This is a genomic window from Sphingobium sp. L-44 (assembly GCF_056859495.1).
Window position 1 is genome coordinate 106,118 of the sequence record NZ_JBSXOQ010000078.1, and the last position, 18,278, is coordinate 124,395.

The window sequence follows — 18,278 nt, forward strand, 5'->3', positions numbered from 1 at the left end:
CCGCGCCTCTATCAGCAAGGCCATGGCGCGGGCACCGTTGAAACGACGCAAAGACAGAGGTTTGAGCGACAGAGGTGTGAGCCGTCGCACGCTGCTGGTCGGTGGCGGCGCAGCAGCGGGACTGGTTCTGGCCTGGGCGGCCTGGCCGCGCAGCTATCGGCCCAATCTCAATGTCGGGCCGGGCGAACAGGTTTTCGACGCCTTCCTCAAGATCGACCGGGCGGGGCAGGTGATCGCCATCGTGCCGCAGACCGAAATGGGGCAGGGGGTGTCCACCATCCTGCCGCAGATATTGGCGGACGAACTGGGCGCCGACTGGCGCACCGTCGCGGTGCAGAGCGCGCCGATCAGCCCGCTCTATGCCAACGGTCTGCTGGCGCGTGACTGGCTGGCGAGCGACTGGACCCGCGTGGCGGGCGATGCCGGCACCTGGGCAGTCGACCAATATGCGACGCGCAGCGCGCTGATGCTGACCGGGGCGGGCACGTCGGTGCCGATGTTCCATGACGCCTATCGTAGGGCGGGTGCGGCGGCGCGCGTGCTGCTGTGCAAGGCGGCGGCGGCGCGCTGGGGCGTGCCCTGGGAAAGCTGTGACATCCAGAATGGCATCATCACCGACGGGGCCGAGCGCAAGCTGCGGCTGGGCGACGTGGTGGAGGATGCCGCCGGTTTCACCCTGCCCGACATCCTGCCCTATCGTCAGGGCAATGACGGCCGGCTGACCGGGCAGGATCTGCCGCGGCTCGACACCCCGTCCAAGATCGACGGCAGCCATAATTTCGCCGCCGACATCCGTCTGCCCGACATGGTCTTCGCCTCGATCCGGCAGGGGCCGATCGGCGACGCCGTGCTGAAGGATGCGCGCGATGCCGAGGCGCAGAAGGTCACCGGCTTCCTGAAACTGGTGCGCACCGAGCGCTGGATCGCGGCAGTCGGCACCAACTGGTGGGCGGCGAACCGGGCGCTCGACCTGATCGATCCCAGCTTCACCCTGCGCGGCACGCCGGTCGACAGCGGCCGCATCGATGCTGCGCTGGAGGAAGCCTTTTCCGGGGATGCCGGCCGGCGTCTCTATGTGCAGGGCGACCTGCTGCCGGTGTTCGAGAAGGCGACGATCCTGGCCAGCGAATATCAGGTCGATCCCGGCCTGCATCTGGCGCTGGAGCCGATGTGCGCGACGGCACGGGTGACGGAGGAGGGCGCCGAAGTCTGGATGGCGACGCAGGCGCCCGCGCTGGCCCGCGCCGCGATCGCCGATGCGCTCGGCCTGTCGGACAGTGCGGTGACGCTCTACCCGCTCCATGCCGGCGGCGCGACCGGACGGCATATGGATTGGGAGGCGGGCGTGCAGGCCGCGCTGATCGCGCGCGATGTCGGTCGTCCGGTGCAACTGCTCTGGTCGCGGCTGGAGGATGTGATTCAGGATCGGCCCGGCGCGCCGGCCCATGCCCGCATGGCGGCCAAGCTGGGCCGTGGTGGGATGGTCGAGGGGTGGCTGGCCAAGGTGGCGGCTCCCTGTGCCATGACCCAGACCTGGTCGCGCATCGCCCATGGCAAGCTGCCGCATGAGGCTGCCGCCGAAGCGGGCGACAAGGCGACCCGGCTGGCGGTGGCCGGCATGGTGCCGCCCTATGCCATTCCGAACTGGGCGGTGGATCATTATCCCGCTGACGTTGGCCTGCCGCTCGGCTTCATGCGCGGCAATGCGCATCTCCATGGCGCCTTCTTCACCGAATGCTTCCTGGACGAACTCGCCCATCTGGCGGGGATCGAGGCGATGTCCTTCCGCATCCAGATGCTGGGCAGCAACCCGCGCCTCGCCCATTGCCTCTCCACGGCGGCCGCGATGGGCGGCTGGCAGGGGGGCATTGCCGGCAGCGGGCAGGGGATCGCCGCGCATATGATGAACGGCGCCTATGCCGCCGTGATGGTCGAGGCGGGGATCGAGGGCAGCAAGCTCAGCGTCCGGCGGATGGTTGCGGCGGTGGATTGCGGCGATCAGGTCAATCCCGATATCGCGCGGCAGCAGATAGAAAGCGGGCTGATCCATGGCCTCGCGCTCGCGACGGGGGCGTCGGTGCCCTATGCCGGCGGCATGCCGACGCGCGCGATGCTGGGGCGGATGAACCTGCCGCGGCTGGGCGACATCGGAGAGATCAGCGTGGAACTGATCCGCAGCACGGCCGACCCGGCCGGCGTCACCGATCTTGGCGCGCCGCTCGCCGCGCCGGCGATCGCCAATGCGCTCTTCACCGTCACCGGGCAGCGATTCCGCAGCCTGCCGATCATGGGAAATGGCTGATGCCTGACAGCGAAATTGACACTCGCACGCCATCGCGCGTCGGCGTGCTGCTGATCAATCTCGGCACACCCGACGCGCCCGATGCCACATCGGTGCGCCGTTATCTGGCGGAATTCCTGTCCGACCCGCGCGTGGTGGAAATTCCGCAGATCATCTGGCAGCCGATCCTGCGCGGCGCGGTGCTGACGACGCGGCCGAAAAAGTCGGCCCATGCCTATCAGCAGGTGTGGATGCCTGGCGGATCGCCGCTGGCGGTCTACACCCGCGAGACGGCGGAGGCGTTGCAGCAGGCGATGGGGCCGGACCTGATCGTCGATTGGGCGATGCGCTATGGCAATCCGTCGATCGCCAGCCGGCTCCAGGCGATGATGGCGCAGGGGTGCGACCGCATCCTTCTGGCACCGCTCTACCCGCAATATTCCGGAGCGACCACCGCGACCGCGCTGGACAAGGCCTTTGCCGCGCTGGCCGACATGCGGCTGCAACCGGCGATCCGCACCCTGCCGCCTTATTATGCCGATCCCGACTATATCGCCGCGTTGAAGGCGTCGATCGACGGCCATCTGGCGCAGCTCGACTTCAGGCCCGATGCGCTGCTCGCCAGTTTCCATGGCATGCCGGAACGGACGCTGAAACTGGGCGATCCCTATTATCACCAGTCGGTGGAGACGGTCCGGCTGCTCGATGCGGCGATGGACCTGCCCGTCCATATGAGCTTCCAGTCGCGTTTCGGCCGGGCCAAATGGCTGGAACCGGAGACCGAAGCGACGCTCACCAGATTGGTGAAGGAAGGTGTCCGGAACATTGCTGTCGTGACACCCGGATTTTCGGCAGATTGTCTGGAAACCCTAGAGGAAATCGGGCTTCGCGCGAAAGAAGTTTTTTTAGCGGAAGGTGGCGAAAAATTTGCCTTTTTGCCCTGTCTAAACGCATCCCCCGAAGCTATCACCCTCTACCAGCGGCTGGTCGGCCGCGAGCTTTCAGGATGGGTGGACCAGAGGGTCTAGCACAGGAGAGGACAGGCGCATGTCGAGAGTAGCGATCGTGACCGGCGGAACCCGCGGTATCGGGGAAGCCATCAGCCTGGCACTCAAGGAAATGGGATATACGGTTGCCGCCAACTATGCCGGCAACGAGGAAAAGGCCAAGGCCTTCACCGACGCCACCGGCATTGCCAGCTTCAAATGGGATGTCGGCGATCATCAGGCCTGCCTGGACGGTTGCGCTGCGGTGGCGGAAGCGCTCGGTCCGGTCGACATCGTCGTCAACAATGCGGGCATCACCCGTGACGGCGTGCTCGCCAAGATGAGCTTCGACGACTGGAACGAAGTCATGCGCATCAACCTTGGCGGTTGCTTCAACATGGCCAAGGCGACCTTTGGCGGCATGCGCGAGCGCGGCTGGGGCCGGATCGTCAATATCGGTTCGATCAATGGCCAGGCCGGCCAATATGGCCAGGTCAACTATGCCGCCGCCAAGTCGGGCATTCACGGCTTCACCAAGGCGCTGGCGCAGGAAGGCGCCAAATATGGCGTCACCGTCAATGCGATCGCGCCCGGCTATATCGACACCGACATGGTCGCGGCCGTGCCGGCGCCGGTGCTGGAAAAGATCGTCGCCAAGATCCCGGTCGGCCGTCTGGGCCAGGCGCATGAGATCGCCCGTGGCGTCGCCTTCTTCTGCAGCGACGAAGGCGGCTTCGTGACCGGCAGCACGCTGTCGATCAACGGCGGCCAGCACATGTATTGATGGCCAAGGGCGACGCTTCCGATGGCGCAGCAGCGTCCGGGGCGTCGCCCTTCGCCCCTCCGCTCAAGCGCAGCGTGACCATTGCCGGGCACCAGACCGCGATCAGTCTGGAGCCGATCTTCTGGCAGGCGCTGCGTGAAGCGGCTGCCGAGGCCGAATTGCCGATCAATGCGCTGATCGCCCGGATCGACGTGACGCGGATGGCGGCCGAGGATCCCCCCAATCTGGCCAGCGCGATCCGCTGCTGGCTCTTCGCCCGCGTCCGGACACAGGATTTTCCGCAGGGCTGAGCGTCTCCCGCCCCTTTCCCTTATTGCTATAGCGTTTCTTCCGCACTTCTGCGCCGGGGCGAAATAGGCTAGGGCGCTGCGAATGAAATTGATTCGCATTATGGTCCGCTGTATCGCGGACCGGGGCTGACGGACGGAGGACGGGCAATGCTGCAGGCGGCACAGGGCAGGGCGGAGGTCTATGCGACCGATTTCGCCGATGTCGGTGACGATCGTCCGATGCCCGTTGCCAGCGGCCATGCCATCGCTGTTCCGGCCGAACGCTATGGCGCTCGGCGCGGCCCGAACCTGCCCGCCATTGCCGCCATCCTGGTCGTGCATGCGCTGCTGATCGGCGCGCTGATCCAGGTGCGCAATCATGTCGTCCGGGCCGAAGAGGCGAAGCTGACGGTGGTGAACCTGTCGCCACCCCCGCCGCCGCCCGCCGCCGAAGCGCCCCCGCCGCCGCCATCCCAGCCGCAGGTCGTGGCGCCGCCACCGATCGTCCAGACACCGGTGCCGCCGGTGCAGATCGCCACCACGCCCGATCCGGTCCCCGCGCCCTCGCCGGTCGCGGTGTCGGCCCCGCCATCGCCGCCGGCACCGGCCGCGCCGGTCATGGCTGCCGCGGCCCCTTCGGTCGTCCAGGCGGGCGATATCGGCGCGCAGATGGTGTCGGGCAAGCCGCCCCGCTATCCGATCGACAGCCGGCGTAAGCGCGAGCAGGGCACGGTCGTCCTGGCGCTGGTGGTCGGCACCGACGGCGGTGTCGAGAGCATCGGCATCGCCCGCAGCAGCGGTTTTGCACGACTGGATGATGCCGCGCGCGATGCGGTGAAACATTGGCGCTGGCGCCCGATCATCCGTGACGGTCAGGCCGTGCGGGTGAAGGGCGTGGTCGAAATCCCCTTCGTCATCCGCACCGACAAGGCCTGACAGACAGGGCCTGACAGACAGCGCCTCACCGGCGCGCCTCGCCCGACCGCAGGCCCAGGCCATCCCGCCCCGGAGTATCCTTCATGCTGATCGTCATTCCCGACCTGATCGACGCCGCCGGCGTCGCCCACATCCGCGCGCTCATTGATGCGGCGCAATGGGTCGATGGCAATGTCACCTCCGGTCATCAGTCGGCGCTGGCCAAGCGCAACCTGCAACTGCCCGAAAGCGCGCCGGAAGCGCGCCAGGCGGGGCAGATGATCCTCGATGCGCTTGGGCGATCGCCCCTGTTCATCGCCGCCGCGCTGCCGCTTAAGATCTTTCCGCCCTTGTTCAACAGCTATGCCGGCGGGCAGGCGTTCGGCACCCATGTCGACAATGCCGTACGCATCCAGGCCGGCACCGGCTTTCGTGTCCGGTCCGACCTGTCGATCACCGTCTTCCTGGAGGAACCGGAAAGCTATGAGGGCGGCGAACTGACGATCGAGACCCATTTCGGTGTGCAGCAGGTGAAGCTGCCGGCGGGGCAGGCGGTGCTCTATCCCTCCTCCTCGCTGCATCGGGTCGAACCGGTGACGCAGGGGCGCCGCGTCGCCAGCTTCTTCTGGATGCAGTCGATGATCCGCGACGACGCCGCGCGGCAGATGCTGTTCGATCTCGACAGTTCGATCCAGCAACTGGCGCTCGATCGCGGCCATGATGATGCCCAGGTGATCCGCCTGACCGGCGTCTATCATAATCTGCTGCGCCGCTGGGCCGACGCCTGAGCCTGCTGTCAGCTTGTGACTATGGCTAACTAACTGGCAATTATAGCGAATCTATAGCCGTCGCGCCGCGCGTACGCACGCTGGCCCGCCGCACATGTCGTTCGTCGGCGCTGGTTGGCCTTTGGTCGAAAGCCCGCATGCCACGCCTTGTCGCTCGGAAAAGCCGTTTGACCTCACCTGTCCGGCTCGCAATGATCCGCGCCATCCACGCGGGGGGTGCCAAGGGGGTGGCCTTCGCGACAAGACAGACCCGCGATCTGCGGGCATTCCAGTGGAGGCTATCTTGCATAGACGCGACTTCCTGGCCTTTGGCACCATGGGTGTCGGCGGGCTCGTCCTGCCGTCCTTTTTCGGCAAGGTCATTGCAGCAGAGGATCTGAACAGCGCGCTCGACGTCGGCTTCAAGAAGGGGCTGGCCGACGCCGCGATGAACGCGGCCAAGAGCGCCGGCGCCAGCTATTGCGACGTGCGCGTCGGCCGTTACCTGCGCCAGTTCGTCATCACCCGCGAAAAGAATGTCGAGAATATCGTCAACACCGAATCCACCGGTGTCGGCATCCGCGTTCTGGCCAATGGCGCCTGGGGCTTTGCCGCCACCAATGAGCTGAGCAAGGAAGCGGTCGCCAAGGCTGCGCAGCAGGCGGTCGCCATCGCCAAGGCCAATGCGCCGCAGCAGAGCGCCCCGGTCCAGCTCGCCCCGGTCAAGGGCGCGGGCGAGGTCAGCTGGAAGACGCCGATCGTCAAGAACAGCATGGCCGTGCCGATCAAGGACAAGGTCGAGCTGCTGATGGGCGTGAACGCCGCCGCGATGGAAGCGGGCGCCGACTTCGTCAATTCGATCCTGTTCCTGGTCAATGAGCAGAAATATTTCGCCAGCACCGATGGCAGCTATATCGATCAGGATGTCCACCGCATCTGGGCGCCGATGACGGTCACTGCGGTCGACAAGACCAGCGGCAAGTTCCGGACGCGCGAGGGGCTGTCCTCGCCGATGGGCCTGGGCTTCGAATATCTCGATGGCGCGGCCAGCGGCAAGACCGTGCTGCCCAACGGCGTCACCGTCTATGGCAACAGCTATGACATGAAGGAAGACGCCGTGGCCGCCGCCAAGCAGGCGCGCGCGAAGCTCAAGGCGCCGTCGGTCAAGCCCGGCAAATATGATCTGGTGCTCGACCCGTCGCACACCTGGCTGACCATCCACGAATCCGTCGGCCATCCGCTCGAACTGGACCGCGTGCTGGGCTATGAGGCGAACTATGCCGGCACCAGCTTCGCCACGATGGACAAGCTGCAGGCCCATTTCCAATATGGCAGCGACAAGGTGAACATCGTCGCCGACAAGGTGCAGCCCGGCAGCCTGGGCGCCGTCGCCTATGATGACGAAGGCGTGAAGACCAAGAAGTGGGATCTGATCCGCGACGGCAAGCTGGTCGGCTATCAGGCGATCCGTGACCAGGTCCATATCGAGGGCAAGAAGGAATCGGACGGCTGCGCCTATGCCGATAGCTGGTCCAATGTGCAGTTCCAGCGCATGGCCAATGTCAGCCTGGAACCGGGCAAGACCAAGCAGAGCGTTGCCGACATGATCGCAGGTGTCGAGGATGGCATCTACATCATCGGCGACGGCAGCTTCTCGATCGACCAGCAGCGCTACAACGCCCAGTTTGGCGGCCAGCTCTTCTACGAGATCAAGAACGGCAAGATTACCCAGCAGATCGAGGATGTCGCCTACCAGATCCGCACCCCGGAATTCTGGAATGCCTGCGTCGGCGTCTGCGACCAGAGCGATTATCGCCTGGGTGGCTCCTTCTTCGACGGCAAGGGCCAGCCGGCCCAGGTCTCCGCCGTGTCGCACGGGTCTTCGACCGCGCGCTTCAACGGTATCAACGTCATCAACACCGCGCGTTCGCTCGGCTGATTGCTTAGGGAGACAAGAAAATGAGCATCCTTACCGAAGCGCAGGCCAAGGCCATCCTGACCAAGGTCGTCGCCCTGTCGAAGGCCGACGAGTGCACCGCGCAATTGACCGGCAAGATCCAGGGCAATATCCGTTTCGCCCGCAACGACGTGTCGACCGCGGGCCTGACCGACGATATCGAGCTGGCGGTCCAGGTCGCCTATGGCAAGAAGGTCGGCACCGCCACCATCAACCAGTTTGACGACGCCTCGCTGGAACGGGTGGTGCGCCGTGCCGAGACGCTGGCCAATCTCGCCCCGGACAATCCGGAATTCATGCCGGCGGTGGACAGACAGGCCTATAAGGCCAGCCCGACCTTCGCCCAGTCGACCGCCGACATCACGCCGGAATATCGCGCCCAGGTGGCGTCGACCTCGATCACCGCCTGCAAGTCGCAGAAGCTGATCGCGGCCGGCTATCTGGAGGATAATCAGAGCTTCGTTGCGATCGCCAACAGCAAGGGCAATTTCGGCTATCAGCGTTCGACCATGCTGGATTATACCTGCACCGTCCGCACCGAGGATGGCCGGGGCTCCGGCTGGGTCGGCACCGACACGCAGGACGCCACCCGCTTCAAAGCGGACAGCGATATCCAGATCGCGATGCGCAAGGCATCGGCCTCGTCCGAGGCGAAGGCGCTGGAGCCGGGCAAATATACCGTGATCCTGGAACCAATGGCGGCCGCGGGCCTGATCGGCTTCATGTTCTACTTCTTCGGCGCGCGCGAGGCGGACGAGGGCCGCAGCTTCCTGTCGAAGAAGGGCGGCGGCAACAAGCTCGGCGAACAGGTGTTCGGGCCGCAGGTCAATTTCTACACCGACCCGTGGGATCCGGTCGCGCCCTGCCTGCCCTGGGACGATGATGGCCTCGCCCGCCAGCGTGTCGACATGGTCAAGGACGGCAAGGTCACCAACCTCAATTACAGCCGCTACTGGGCGAGCAAGCAGGGCAAGCCTGCGATCGGCCAGATGGGTAATATCCTGATGACCGGCGGCACGAAGACGACCGCCGACCTGGTCCGCTCGACCGAGCGCGGCGTGCTCGTCACCCGCACCTGGTATATCCGCATGGTCGATCCGCAGACCGTGCTGCTGACCGGCCTGACCCGCGACGGCACCTTCTATGTCGAGAACGGCCAGATCAAATATCCGATCAAGAATTTCCGGTTCAACGAGAGCCCGGTGATCATGCTCAACAATGTCGAAGAGCTGGGTCGCCCGGTCCGCGTGCCGCCGGACGAAGTGTCGATGAACATCGTCGTGCCGCCGATGAAGCTGCGCGACTTCACCTTCACCTCGCTCTCGGACGCGGTGTGACGGTTTGAGCTGTGCATGATCCTCCCCTGTGAAGGGGAGGGGGACCATTGCGAAGCAATGGTGGAGGGGTGTCACCCTATCGATAGCGGGACACCCCTCCGTCTGGCTTTGCCAGACACCTCCCCTTCGAGGGGAGGATCATGCAAATCCCTATGCGATTGGAAGTGATGACACGCGGCGAGTTTCTTCGGTTGATGGCGGGCGGTCTGGCTGGCGCAATGCTGGCCCGTCCGCTTGCCGCCGCAGGAGGCTATGATTTCTGGTTCACGCGGCTGCGCTATGACTCGGGCGACTGGGACGTCGACCAGCGCATGCCGTCCAACCTCATCACCTCGCTGATCGATTATACGACGCTGCGGGTCGATCCGAAGGAGCATGTCATTGCCCTTTCGGACCCGAAGATGCTGACCGCGCCCTTCTGCTACATGGCGGGGCACAAGCTGGTCGAATTTTCGGAGGCCGAGCGGCGCAATTTCGAGCGCTATGTCCGCAATGGGGGTTTCGTCCTGGTGGATGATTGCAACCATGACATAGACGGCCTGTTCGCCCGCTCGTTCGAGGCGCAGATGGCCAAGATTTTCGGCCCCAAAGGCTTGAAGACGCTGCCAAAGACCCATCCGGTCTATCGCAGCTTCTTCAAGTTCGACGGGCCGCCCAATACCGGGCTGGAACTGAATGGCTGGGGCGATGATCTGGTCCATGATTATCTCAAGGGCATAGAGGTCAATGGCCGCCTGGGCGTTCTCTACAGCAACAAGGATTATGGCTGCGAGTGGGACTATGACTGGCGCAACAAGCGCTTCCTGGCCGAGGATAATACCAAGTTCGCGGTCAATATCGTGATGTACGCGCTGTCGTCGTAATGCCTGCCGTCTGCCGTCTTTTTTTCGTCATTCCCGCGAAAGCGGGAATCCATCTCCCAACCTCGCACCCGTGGAGAGCGTCGGAGATGGATCCCCGCCTGCGCGGGGATGACGGCATTTGCTAGGAAATATCATGACCGATATCAGCGAAGCGGAAATCCAGCAGAAACTGGCGCGCCTGGGCGAATTGCGCGCGGCGATCGGCCAGGCGATCGTGGGGCAGGGGGCGGTGGTCGAGCAGTTGCTGATCGGCCTGCTCGCTGGCGGCCATTGCCTGCTCGAAGGGGTGCCGGGCCTGGGCAAGACATTGCTGGTCCGCTCGCTCGGAGAAGCGTTGAAGCTCGACTTCCGCCGGGTGCAGTTCACGCCGGATTTGATGCCCAGCGACATTCTCGGCACCGAATTGTTGGAGGAGGATCATGGCACCGGCCATCGCAGCTTCCGCTTCCAGAAGGGGCCGGTCTTCACAAATTTGCTGCTGGCCGACGAACTCAACCGGACCCCGCCCAAGACGCAGGCAGCGCTGCTGGAGGCGATGCAGGAGCGCACCGTCAGCTATGGCGGCACCACCTATCAGCTACCATCGCCCTTCTTCGTGCTGGCGACGCAGAACCCGCTGGAACAGGCCGGCACCTATCCGCTGCCCGAGGCACAGCTCGACCGCTTCCTCCTCCATATCCGCGTTGATTATCCGACCGAGCAGGAGGAGCATGACATTCTCGCCCAGACCACCGGCGCCAAGCCGGGCGCGGTGCCGGCGGTGATGCAGGGCGAGGAGGTGCTGGCGCTGCAGAAGCTGGTGCGCGACGTGCATTTCGGTGAGGATCTGCTGCGCTGGGTGACGCGTATCGTGCGGGCGAGCCGTCCGGGCGAGGGCGCACCGGACGAGATCCGCAAATATGTGAAATGGGGTGCGGGGCCACGCGCCGGCCAGTCGCTGATCCTGGCGGCCAAGGCACGCGCCTTGCTCCAGGGCCGTCTGGCGGCGACGCGCGAGGATATCGTTGCGCTGGCCGGGCCGGTGATGCGCCACCGCCTGCTGCTGTCCTTCGCCGCCGAAGCCGAAGGCAAGAGCGCCGACGATGTCGTCGCCGCGCTCGTCCGCGCCGTGCCGCTCGGCTGATCCGGACGCGCAATCATGGCCGATTTCATTCCCCCAGATGTGCGGAGCCGGCTCAAAAGCCTGCGCCTGCTCACGCGCCGGGCGGTGGGATCGCATGGCCTCGGCCTCCATCACAGCCACAGCCGGGGCGCCGGCCTCGAATTTGCGCAATATCGCGCCTATGAGCCGGGCGACGAGCTGCGCCAGATCGACTGGAAACTCTATGCCCGGTCGGACAAATTCTTCGTCCGGGAAGCCGAGCGGGAAAGCCCGGTCGCGGTCTGGATCGTGATGGATGCCAGCGCCTCGATGGCGCAGACCGATGCGATCCGGCCCGATTATAGCCGGCTCGACGCGGCCAAGGGGATCGCCGCGAGCATTGCCGAACTGGCGATGCAGCAGGGGGATCGCTTCGGCTGGATGGCGCTGTCCGACACCGGGCTGCGGCTGTTGCCGCCCGCGACCGGCCTGCGCCAGCGCGACCGGCTGCTGCTCGACATGCTGCCGCTGCGGGCCGAAGGCGGCTTTGCCGCCGAAACCCAATTGGGTCCGCTCTGGGAACGGATCGGCGCGCATGATATGGTGATTTTGCTCAGCGATTGTTTTGAGCTGGGCGCGATCGATCTGGTCGAGAAATTGTCAGCCGCCGGGCGCGAGGTTCTGGTGATCGAGATGCTGACCGTGGGGGAGCGGGATTTCCCGTTCGACGGCGGCTATCGCTTCCGCGACCCGGAAACCGGCGAGGAACTGCTGGGCGACGGCGCCGCGCTGCGCGCCGAATTTCTGCGCCGCTTCGGCGAGGCGCGGGCGGAGTTGCATGCGCGTCTCGATGCGGTCGGCATCCGCCGCGCGACCCATGTGCTGGACGAGCCGATCGACCTGCCGCTGCGCCGCCTGTTCGGCGCCCATGACGCGGCCGAATATTCATGACGCCCGCCTTGCTGCTCCCCGCCGCGCTGGCCGGCCTGCTGGCGCTGCTGATCCCGCTCGCGATTCATATCGCCCGGCGCAGCGAGCAATTGCCGACCGATTTCGCCGCGCTGCGCTGGCTGCGGCAGAAGCCCAAGCCCCGGTCCCGGCTACGGTTCGACGAATGGCTGTTGCTCGCCCTGCGCCTCGCCCTGCTGGCGCTGGTCGTGCTGTGGCTGGCCCATCCGGTGCTGTTCGGCGCGGCGAGCAAGCAGGCTTATGTGGCGCTGACGCCCGGCGTCGATCCAGCGGCGGTGGACGAAAAGACGCTGGCCGAGGGCAGGGCGCATTGGCTGGCGCCCGGCTATCCCCGCGTCGAGCCGGGCAAGTCGCTGGCGGCCGATGCCGTCCCGCTAGCCAGTCTGGTGCGCCAGCTGGACGCTGAGCTGCCACAGGGCGCGCCGCTCACCATCATCGTGCCGCAGATCCTCCAGGGCGCCGATGCGGAGCGGCCCCGCCTGTCGCGCAAGATCGACTGGCGCATCGTCCCCGGCGCGATGCCGGTGGGCAAGCCCGTGGCGATCAAGCCGCCATCGATCGCGATCCGCGCCGATGGCGCTCATGCCGCCGGCCTGCGTTACCTCAATGCCGCCGCGCTTGCCTGGCAGCCGGCGGGCAAGCCGGCCGATGTCGACAGCGGCCCCCTGACCGCGCCATTGCCTCCGATGGACAAGACTTTGTTCTGGATGAGCGCCGGCACTTTGCCGGAAGCGCTGCAACGCTGGATCGCGCAGGGCGGGCAGGCGATCGTCGCATCCGATGCGCTGCTGCCCCAGGGCACGACGCCCGCGCCCCTGTGGCAGGATGATCTTGCCCGGCCGCTGGTGGAGGCGATGCGGATCGGCAAGGGCCGGCTGCTCCGCTTCACCCGCCCGTTGCAGCCGGCGCAGATGCCGCAATTGCTGGAGGCGGATTTCCCCGCCCGCCTGCGTGCGCTGATCCAGCCGCCCAGCATGGCGCCGCAGCGCGCGGATGCCGCCGCCTATGCGCCGCTGACCGGTGGTCGTGCCTACCCGCAGCCGCCAGCCGATCTGCGCCCCTGGCTGGCGCTGTTGATCGCCGCGCTGCTGCTGGTCGAACGCTGGTTCGCCACCCGCCGCAAACGGGCGATCGCACCGTGAGCGCCGACGTCTTGCTCTCCACCTGGCTGACGCCCAGTCGCCGGCGCGCGCGGTTCGACACGCTGCTGCTCGGTCTGCCGGTTCTGCTGCTGGCGAGCGCGCTGGTCTGGCGCTTGGCCGGACTGGTGCCGGCCGCCATCCTGCTGCTGCTCGGCGCCGGCCTGCTCGGCGCCCTCATCATCCGTCGCGCCCGGCGCTTCGACCAGGCCTGGCTGGTCCGCCGCCTCGACGCCAGCCGCGCCGATCTGGAGGATAGCAGCGGGCTGCTCTTCGCCGATCCGCAGGCACTGGGCCCGCTGCAACGGCTGCAACGCGCCCGGCTCGACCAGCGGCTCGGGCAGAGCATGCCGCAGGATCTGGCGCCCGACTGGTCGCGCCGCGCGATCCCTATCCTCTGGATCATTGCCCTGCTCGGCATCGCCGCCCTGCTGCTCTGGCCTCGTAGCAGCGATAAGCCCGTCGTGCTGGCCCCCGCCGCCGAGGGCATCGCCGCAAAGCCCGGCATCCCGCGCCTTGTCGCGCAAAATCTGCGTATCATTCCGCCCGCTTATACCGGCCTGCCGCTGCGCGACGAGGCGAAGCTCGATGCGCGCGCGCCGCTCGGGTCACGGCTCGAATGGACCTTCCGCTTCGACCCGCAGGCAAGCGCGCCGGCGCTGCTGCCGCTGGGCGGGGCGGGCATTGCGCTGCGCCGTGACGGCGATCACTGGATCGCCAGCCGCACGCTCGATGCCTCCTTCCTCTACCGTATCGATCCGGCATCCGGGCGCGGCCCCTTGCCGCCGCTGCACCGGATCGACGGCGTGGCCGATGCGCCGCCGCAGGTGAAGTTGATCGCGCCCGCCGCGAGCCTCAACATGGTAACGCCCGGCCAGCGTAGCTGGACGCCCGTTTTCGCCGCGACCGATGATTATGGCGTCGCCGCCACCGCCCGGCTGCGCGTCACATTGGCGATCGGCGAGGGCGAGAATATCCGCTTCACCGAACGCGAGATCGCCGTGTCCGGCACCGGCCCGGCGCGCGACCGGCGCTTCGCCCCGCGCCTCGACTTCGGCGCTCTCGGTTTTTCGGCCGGCGGCGACATGGTGGTGCAGATCATCGTGCGCGACAATTGCGCACCTGCGCCGCAGGAAGTGCGCGGCCCCAGCGTCATCCTGCGCTGGCCCGCGGCCAAGGCCCCCGAAAGCGGCGGTCTTCAGGGCATGGTGAACACCATCTTGCCGGCCTATTTCCGCAGCCAGCGCCAGATCATCATCGATGCCGAGGCGCTGCTGAAGCGCAAGCGCAGCCTGTCGGCCGACAAATATCTGTCGCAATCCAACGGCATCGGCAACGACCAGAAAATCCTGCGCGGCCGCTACAGCCAGTTTCTGGGTGGCGAGAGCGAAGGCGAACCCAGCCTGCCGACCGCCGATGCGGACGGCCACAGCGAGGGCGACGGCCACGACCATGGTCTGCCGGTCGCGGCGCCCAATGTCTTTGGCGAGAAGGAGGATGTGCTCGCCGAATTCGGCCATCCGCACGATGAATCCCCTGCCTCCAGCCTGGACCCGGAGACCCGCGCGATCCTGAAACAGGCGGTGGACGAGATGTGGCAGTCGGAAATGCAGTTGAAGCAGGGCCGACCCGACCTGGCCTTGCCCTTCGCCTACAAGGCGCTGCGCTTCATCAAGGAAGTGCAGCAGGCGACCCGCATCTTCCTGTCGCGCGTCGGCCCGGAACTGCCGCCGATCGACCCCGCCCGCCGCATGACCGGCAAGCGTGAAGGGATAGCCGGCAATTTCGAGCCGCTGGTCGCGGTCGAGGGCGATGACGGCCCGGCCGCCGCCGCCTGGCGCGGGCTGGCGCAGGGACCGGTGCCGCTCGACGCGCTGGAGGGCTGGTCTCGGGCCAACGCCGCGCGCCTGCCCGATCCGCTGGCGTTGCGCGGCGCGATCGACGCCGTGCGGCGCGATCCGGCCTGCGCCGCCTGTCGTGACAAGCTGCGCGCGCAATTGTGGATGGCGATGGAGCGGCCGCAGGGCGGTGTGGCGCGGCGGCGCCCGCCCGACGCTGCCGGCGCCCGCTATCTCGGCGCGATCGGGGGGCGTCCATGAACGTACAACTCATCACCGCGCTGCTCCTCGGCGCGGCCGTGCTGGTCGGTTGGGCAAGGCTGCTGCTGTGGCAGCGTTCGGCGGGCGATCTGGGCGCACGGCCCTGGCGCCTCGCGGCCCTGTTGCTGCTCCAGCCGCTTGTCGCGCTACTCCTCTATTTCGGCCTCTTCCCGCCCGCTTTTCCGGTAGCAGACGGCACGCTGACCGTCGCCACCCAGGGCAGTTCGCGCTTCGCCTCGGCCGGCAAGGGCGCGCATCTGGTCGCGCTGCCCGAAACGCCGGACATGGCGGGCGCGCAGGCGGTGCCGGATCTGGCGACCGCGCTGCGCCGCTATCCCGACACGCGCCGCCTCGTCATCCTGGGGCAGGGGCTCGTTGCGCGCGACCGCGATGCGGCGAGGGGGCTTGCGATCGATTACACGCCGCCGGCCGCCGCCGCAGGACTGATCGCGCTAGCCCGGCCTGACCGGATCGCGCCGGGCGCAACCTTCGCCGTCGGCGGACAGGTTGCCGGCCTGCCCAAGGCGCAGGTCGAACTGCTCGATCCCGCCGGGCGCGTCACCGATGCCGCTCCTGTGGATGGAGACGGCCGTTTCAGCCTGACCGGCACCGCGCGCGCCGCCGGCACCGCCGAATTCACCCTGCGCCTGCGCCGCGCCGATGGCGGGCTGGTCGAACAGGCGGTGGTGCCATTGCTGGTCGAGGGTGATGCTGCGCCGCGGCTGCTGATCCTGGCCGGGGCGCCGGGGCCGGAGGTCAAATATCTGCGCCGCTGGGCGACCGACGCCGGCTATGCCGTCACCGTCAACATGAGCGCGGGTGGCGGCATTGCGCTGGGCGACGCACCGGTCGCAATCAACGCCGCCAGCCTGCGTCGCTATGACCTGCTGGTCGCCGATGACCGCGCCTGGGCCGGTCTGGGCGGCGGACGCGGTGCGGTGCTGGAAGCGGTGCGCGGCGGCATGGGCCTGCTGCTACGCGGCAGCGGCCCGGCCGACGGCGCGCTGCGCGGCCAGTGGCGTGCGCTGGGTTTCGATCTGTCCGGCGGCAATGGCGTCGCGCCGATCGCCCTGCCGGCGCCGCTGGCCGCCGATCGCGCCCGCACCCGTGCCGGTATCGGCAGCGCCGACATACCCGCGGACCTCAATATCGGCGACGATATTCTGCCCGAAGCGACCCGCATGGATGGCGTCCCGACCGGCCGCGACGCGGTGCCACTGGTGCAGGACGCCGCCGGCACGCCGCTCGCCGCCTGGCGCGCACTTGGGGCAGGGCGGGTCGCGGTCTGGACCGGCCTCGACAGCTTCGGCCTGGTGCTGAGCGGCCGGGGCGATCTTTACGGCGACTGGTGGGGGCGGATGATGGCCGCCATCGTGCGCCCGGCACCGGGGTCCGTGCCCGCCTTCACTGGCCCGGCTTGGGTGGGCGAGCGGATCAGCCTGTGTGGCCTGAAGGCGGGCGCCCGTGTCGACAGCGCGCCCTTGGCGATCGATCCCGCGACCGGCAATTGCGCCGCCTGGTGGCCCGATCGGGCGGGCTGGCATCAGCTGCGCCGGGCGGATGGCTCGGCGGCGGCCTTCTACATCTATCCCGCCAATGCCCTGCCGGCCCTGCGCATCGCGCAGATGCATCAGGCCATGCCCCTGTTGCAGGGCGCCGATCAGAAGACGGATTCTGCCACTGCCGCGCGCGCCGTTCCCGGCCCGTCCTGGCCCTGGCTCATCGGCTGGCTGATCGCCAGCGCCCTGCTCTGGTGGTTCGAGCGGTCCCGGATCGGCCGCGCGGTGACCCCGCAGGCCTAACCCACGCCCAGCATCACCGGTCGCAGCCTTTCGCTCGTCGCCACCAGCCAGCCGACAAACTGGTCGATCCGGGCAATGCCGCGCAGGTCGCGGGGCACCACCAGCCAGAAGCTGCGCTGGATATCGACCGCCTCCGGCAGCACACGGACCAGCCCCGGCATGGCGTCGCCGATGAAGCAGGGCAATATGCCGCAGCCTGCACCGCTGGCGATGATCTCCGCCTGGGCATTGATGCTGCTCGACCGGATCGCCGGTTCCAGCCGGGCATCGACCTCCGCCAGATAGCGTAGTTCGGGCGCATAGATCTGATCGGGGACATAGCCGACCAGCACATGGCGCAGCAGGTCGCCCTTGGCCTTCAACGGCGGTGCACCCTCCAGATAAGCGGGTGTGGCATAGAGGCCGAGATGATAGTCGGTCAGCTTGCGGGTGATCAGCGGGCCGGTCTTGGGCCGGGCGAGCATCACCGCAATGTCCGCCTCGCGCCGCGAGGGGTTGAGGAAGCCGCTTGACGCCACCAGGTCGATCTCGATCCGGGGATGGTCGGCGGTGAAGCTGCGCAGATGCGGCGCGATCACCCGGCTGCCAAAGCCTTCCGAAGCGCTCAGGCGGATCGTCCCGGCCATCTGCGCGCCGGCTGCGCTGCCGCTCCGCTGCACGCCGAGCGCCGCCGCCTCCATCCGCTCGACCTGTTCCAGCAGGCGGGTGCCATGGTCGGTCAGCACATGGCCGGCCGGCGTATGCTCGAACAATCGTTGCTCCAGCGCCTGCTCCAGCCGCTTGATCCGTCGCGAGATGGTGGTGGCGTCCATCCTGGTCATCGCCGCCGCCGCGCTCAATCGCTCGGTGCGCGCCACCGTCAGGAACAGGCGCAGATCGTCCCAGTTCATGGGGGCGGCATTTTTGCAGGGTGGATATGCATATCCGTCAGCTTGCCTGCATTTATGATATCCTGCAAGGCGGGGTGAAAGCATCGTGCGGAAAAGTGGGAACCGGTTTTCCGCTTCAAACGATGCGACAAAAGAAGTT

At 67.1% G+C, this 18,278-nt stretch carries 15 protein-coding genes; 14 read left to right on the forward strand and 1 reads right to left on the reverse strand.

Annotation, left to right across the window (positions count from 1 at the left end; genetic code table 11):
* Window positions 1-22 precede the first annotated feature (22 nt).
* From AC13EK_RS08605 to AC13EK_RS08670, 14 genes are all read left to right on the forward strand, one after another.
* Window positions 23-2,302 (forward strand): molybdopterin cofactor-binding domain-containing protein, encoded by a 2,280-nt coding sequence (locus AC13EK_RS08605; protein ID WP_069336327.1) that lies wholly within the window; start codon window positions 23-25, stop codon window positions 2,300-2,302.
* Window positions 2,302-3,309: a ferrochelatase gene (hemH, locus tag AC13EK_RS08610; protein WP_069336328.1), complete on the forward strand. Its 1,008-nt coding sequence runs from the start codon at window positions 2,302-2,304 to the stop codon at window positions 3,307-3,309. The genes AC13EK_RS08605 and hemH overlap by 1 nt, the downstream gene beginning before the upstream one ends.
* 19 nt (window positions 3,310-3,328) lie before the next feature.
* On the forward strand, window positions 3,329-4,051 hold the full coding sequence (gene phbB / locus AC13EK_RS08615; protein WP_004208456.1) for an acetoacetyl-CoA reductase: 723 nt from the start codon (window positions 3,329-3,331) through the stop codon (window positions 4,049-4,051).
* The gene (locus tag AC13EK_RS08620; protein ID WP_069336329.1) at window positions 4,051-4,341 is read left to right on the forward strand and encodes a ribbon-helix-helix domain-containing protein; all 291 of its coding nucleotides are present in this window, start codon (window positions 4,051-4,053) and stop codon (window positions 4,339-4,341) included. Before phbB ends, AC13EK_RS08620 begins: the two co-directional genes overlap by 1 nt.
* A gap of 147 nt (window positions 4,342-4,488) precedes the next feature.
* Window positions 4,489-5,256, forward strand: a complete 768-nt coding sequence (locus tag AC13EK_RS08625) for an energy transducer TonB (RefSeq protein ID WP_004208454.1) — start codon at window positions 4,489-4,491, stop codon at window positions 5,254-5,256.
* Window positions 5,257-5,339: 83 nt separating this feature from the next.
* The gene (locus AC13EK_RS08630) at window positions 5,340-6,023 is read left to right on the forward strand and encodes a Fe2+-dependent dioxygenase (RefSeq protein ID WP_037509245.1); all 684 of its coding nucleotides are present in this window, start codon (window positions 5,340-5,342) and stop codon (window positions 6,021-6,023) included.
* A gap of 283 nt (window positions 6,024-6,306) precedes the next feature.
* Window positions 6,307-7,941, forward strand: coding sequence for a TldD/PmbA family protein (locus AC13EK_RS08635; protein WP_069337819.1), 1,635 nt, complete (start codon window positions 6,307-6,309; stop codon window positions 7,939-7,941).
* 20 nt (window positions 7,942-7,961) lie between these two features.
* Entirely contained in the window at window positions 7,962-9,296 is a 1,335-nt protein-coding gene (locus tag AC13EK_RS08640; protein WP_010335921.1) for a TldD/PmbA family protein, read from the forward strand.
* Between the two features lie 194 nt (window positions 9,297-9,490).
* Complete coding sequence (locus AC13EK_RS08645) at window positions 9,491-10,159, forward strand: DUF4159 domain-containing protein (protein WP_483022161.1); 669 nt, start codon at window positions 9,491-9,493, stop codon at window positions 10,157-10,159.
* A 133-nt stretch (window positions 10,160-10,292) separates the two neighbouring features.
* Window positions 10,293-11,282, forward strand: a complete 990-nt coding sequence (locus tag AC13EK_RS08650; RefSeq protein WP_037509241.1) for an AAA family ATPase — start codon at window positions 10,293-10,295, stop codon at window positions 11,280-11,282.
* Between the two features lie 15 nt (window positions 11,283-11,297).
* The gene (locus AC13EK_RS08655) at window positions 11,298-12,191 is read left to right on the forward strand and encodes a DUF58 domain-containing protein (RefSeq protein ID WP_069337817.1); all 894 of its coding nucleotides are present in this window, start codon (window positions 11,298-11,300) and stop codon (window positions 12,189-12,191) included.
* Window positions 12,188-13,351 (forward strand): BatA domain-containing protein, encoded by a 1,164-nt coding sequence (locus AC13EK_RS08660; protein WP_069337816.1) that lies wholly within the window; start codon window positions 12,188-12,190, stop codon window positions 13,349-13,351. Before AC13EK_RS08655 ends, AC13EK_RS08660 begins: the two co-directional genes overlap by 4 nt.
* Entirely contained in the window at window positions 13,348-15,447 is a 2,100-nt protein-coding gene (locus AC13EK_RS08665; protein WP_069337815.1) for a DUF4175 family protein, read from the forward strand. The genes AC13EK_RS08660 and AC13EK_RS08665 overlap by 4 nt, the downstream gene beginning before the upstream one ends.
* Window positions 15,444-17,249, forward strand: coding sequence for a hypothetical protein (locus tag AC13EK_RS08670; RefSeq protein WP_069337814.1), 1,806 nt, complete (start codon window positions 15,444-15,446; stop codon window positions 17,247-17,249). Before AC13EK_RS08665 ends, AC13EK_RS08670 begins: the two co-directional genes overlap by 4 nt.
* On the opposite strand, the gene AC13EK_RS08675 is transcribed toward AC13EK_RS08670, so the two are convergent.
* Complete coding sequence (locus AC13EK_RS08675) at window positions 17,246-18,139, reverse strand: LysR family transcriptional regulator (protein ID WP_069337813.1); 894 nt, start codon at window positions 18,137-18,139, stop codon at window positions 17,246-17,248. The two genes, AC13EK_RS08670 and AC13EK_RS08675, sit on opposite strands and share 4 nt — an antisense overlap.
* Window positions 18,140-18,278: the final 139 nt, after the last annotated feature.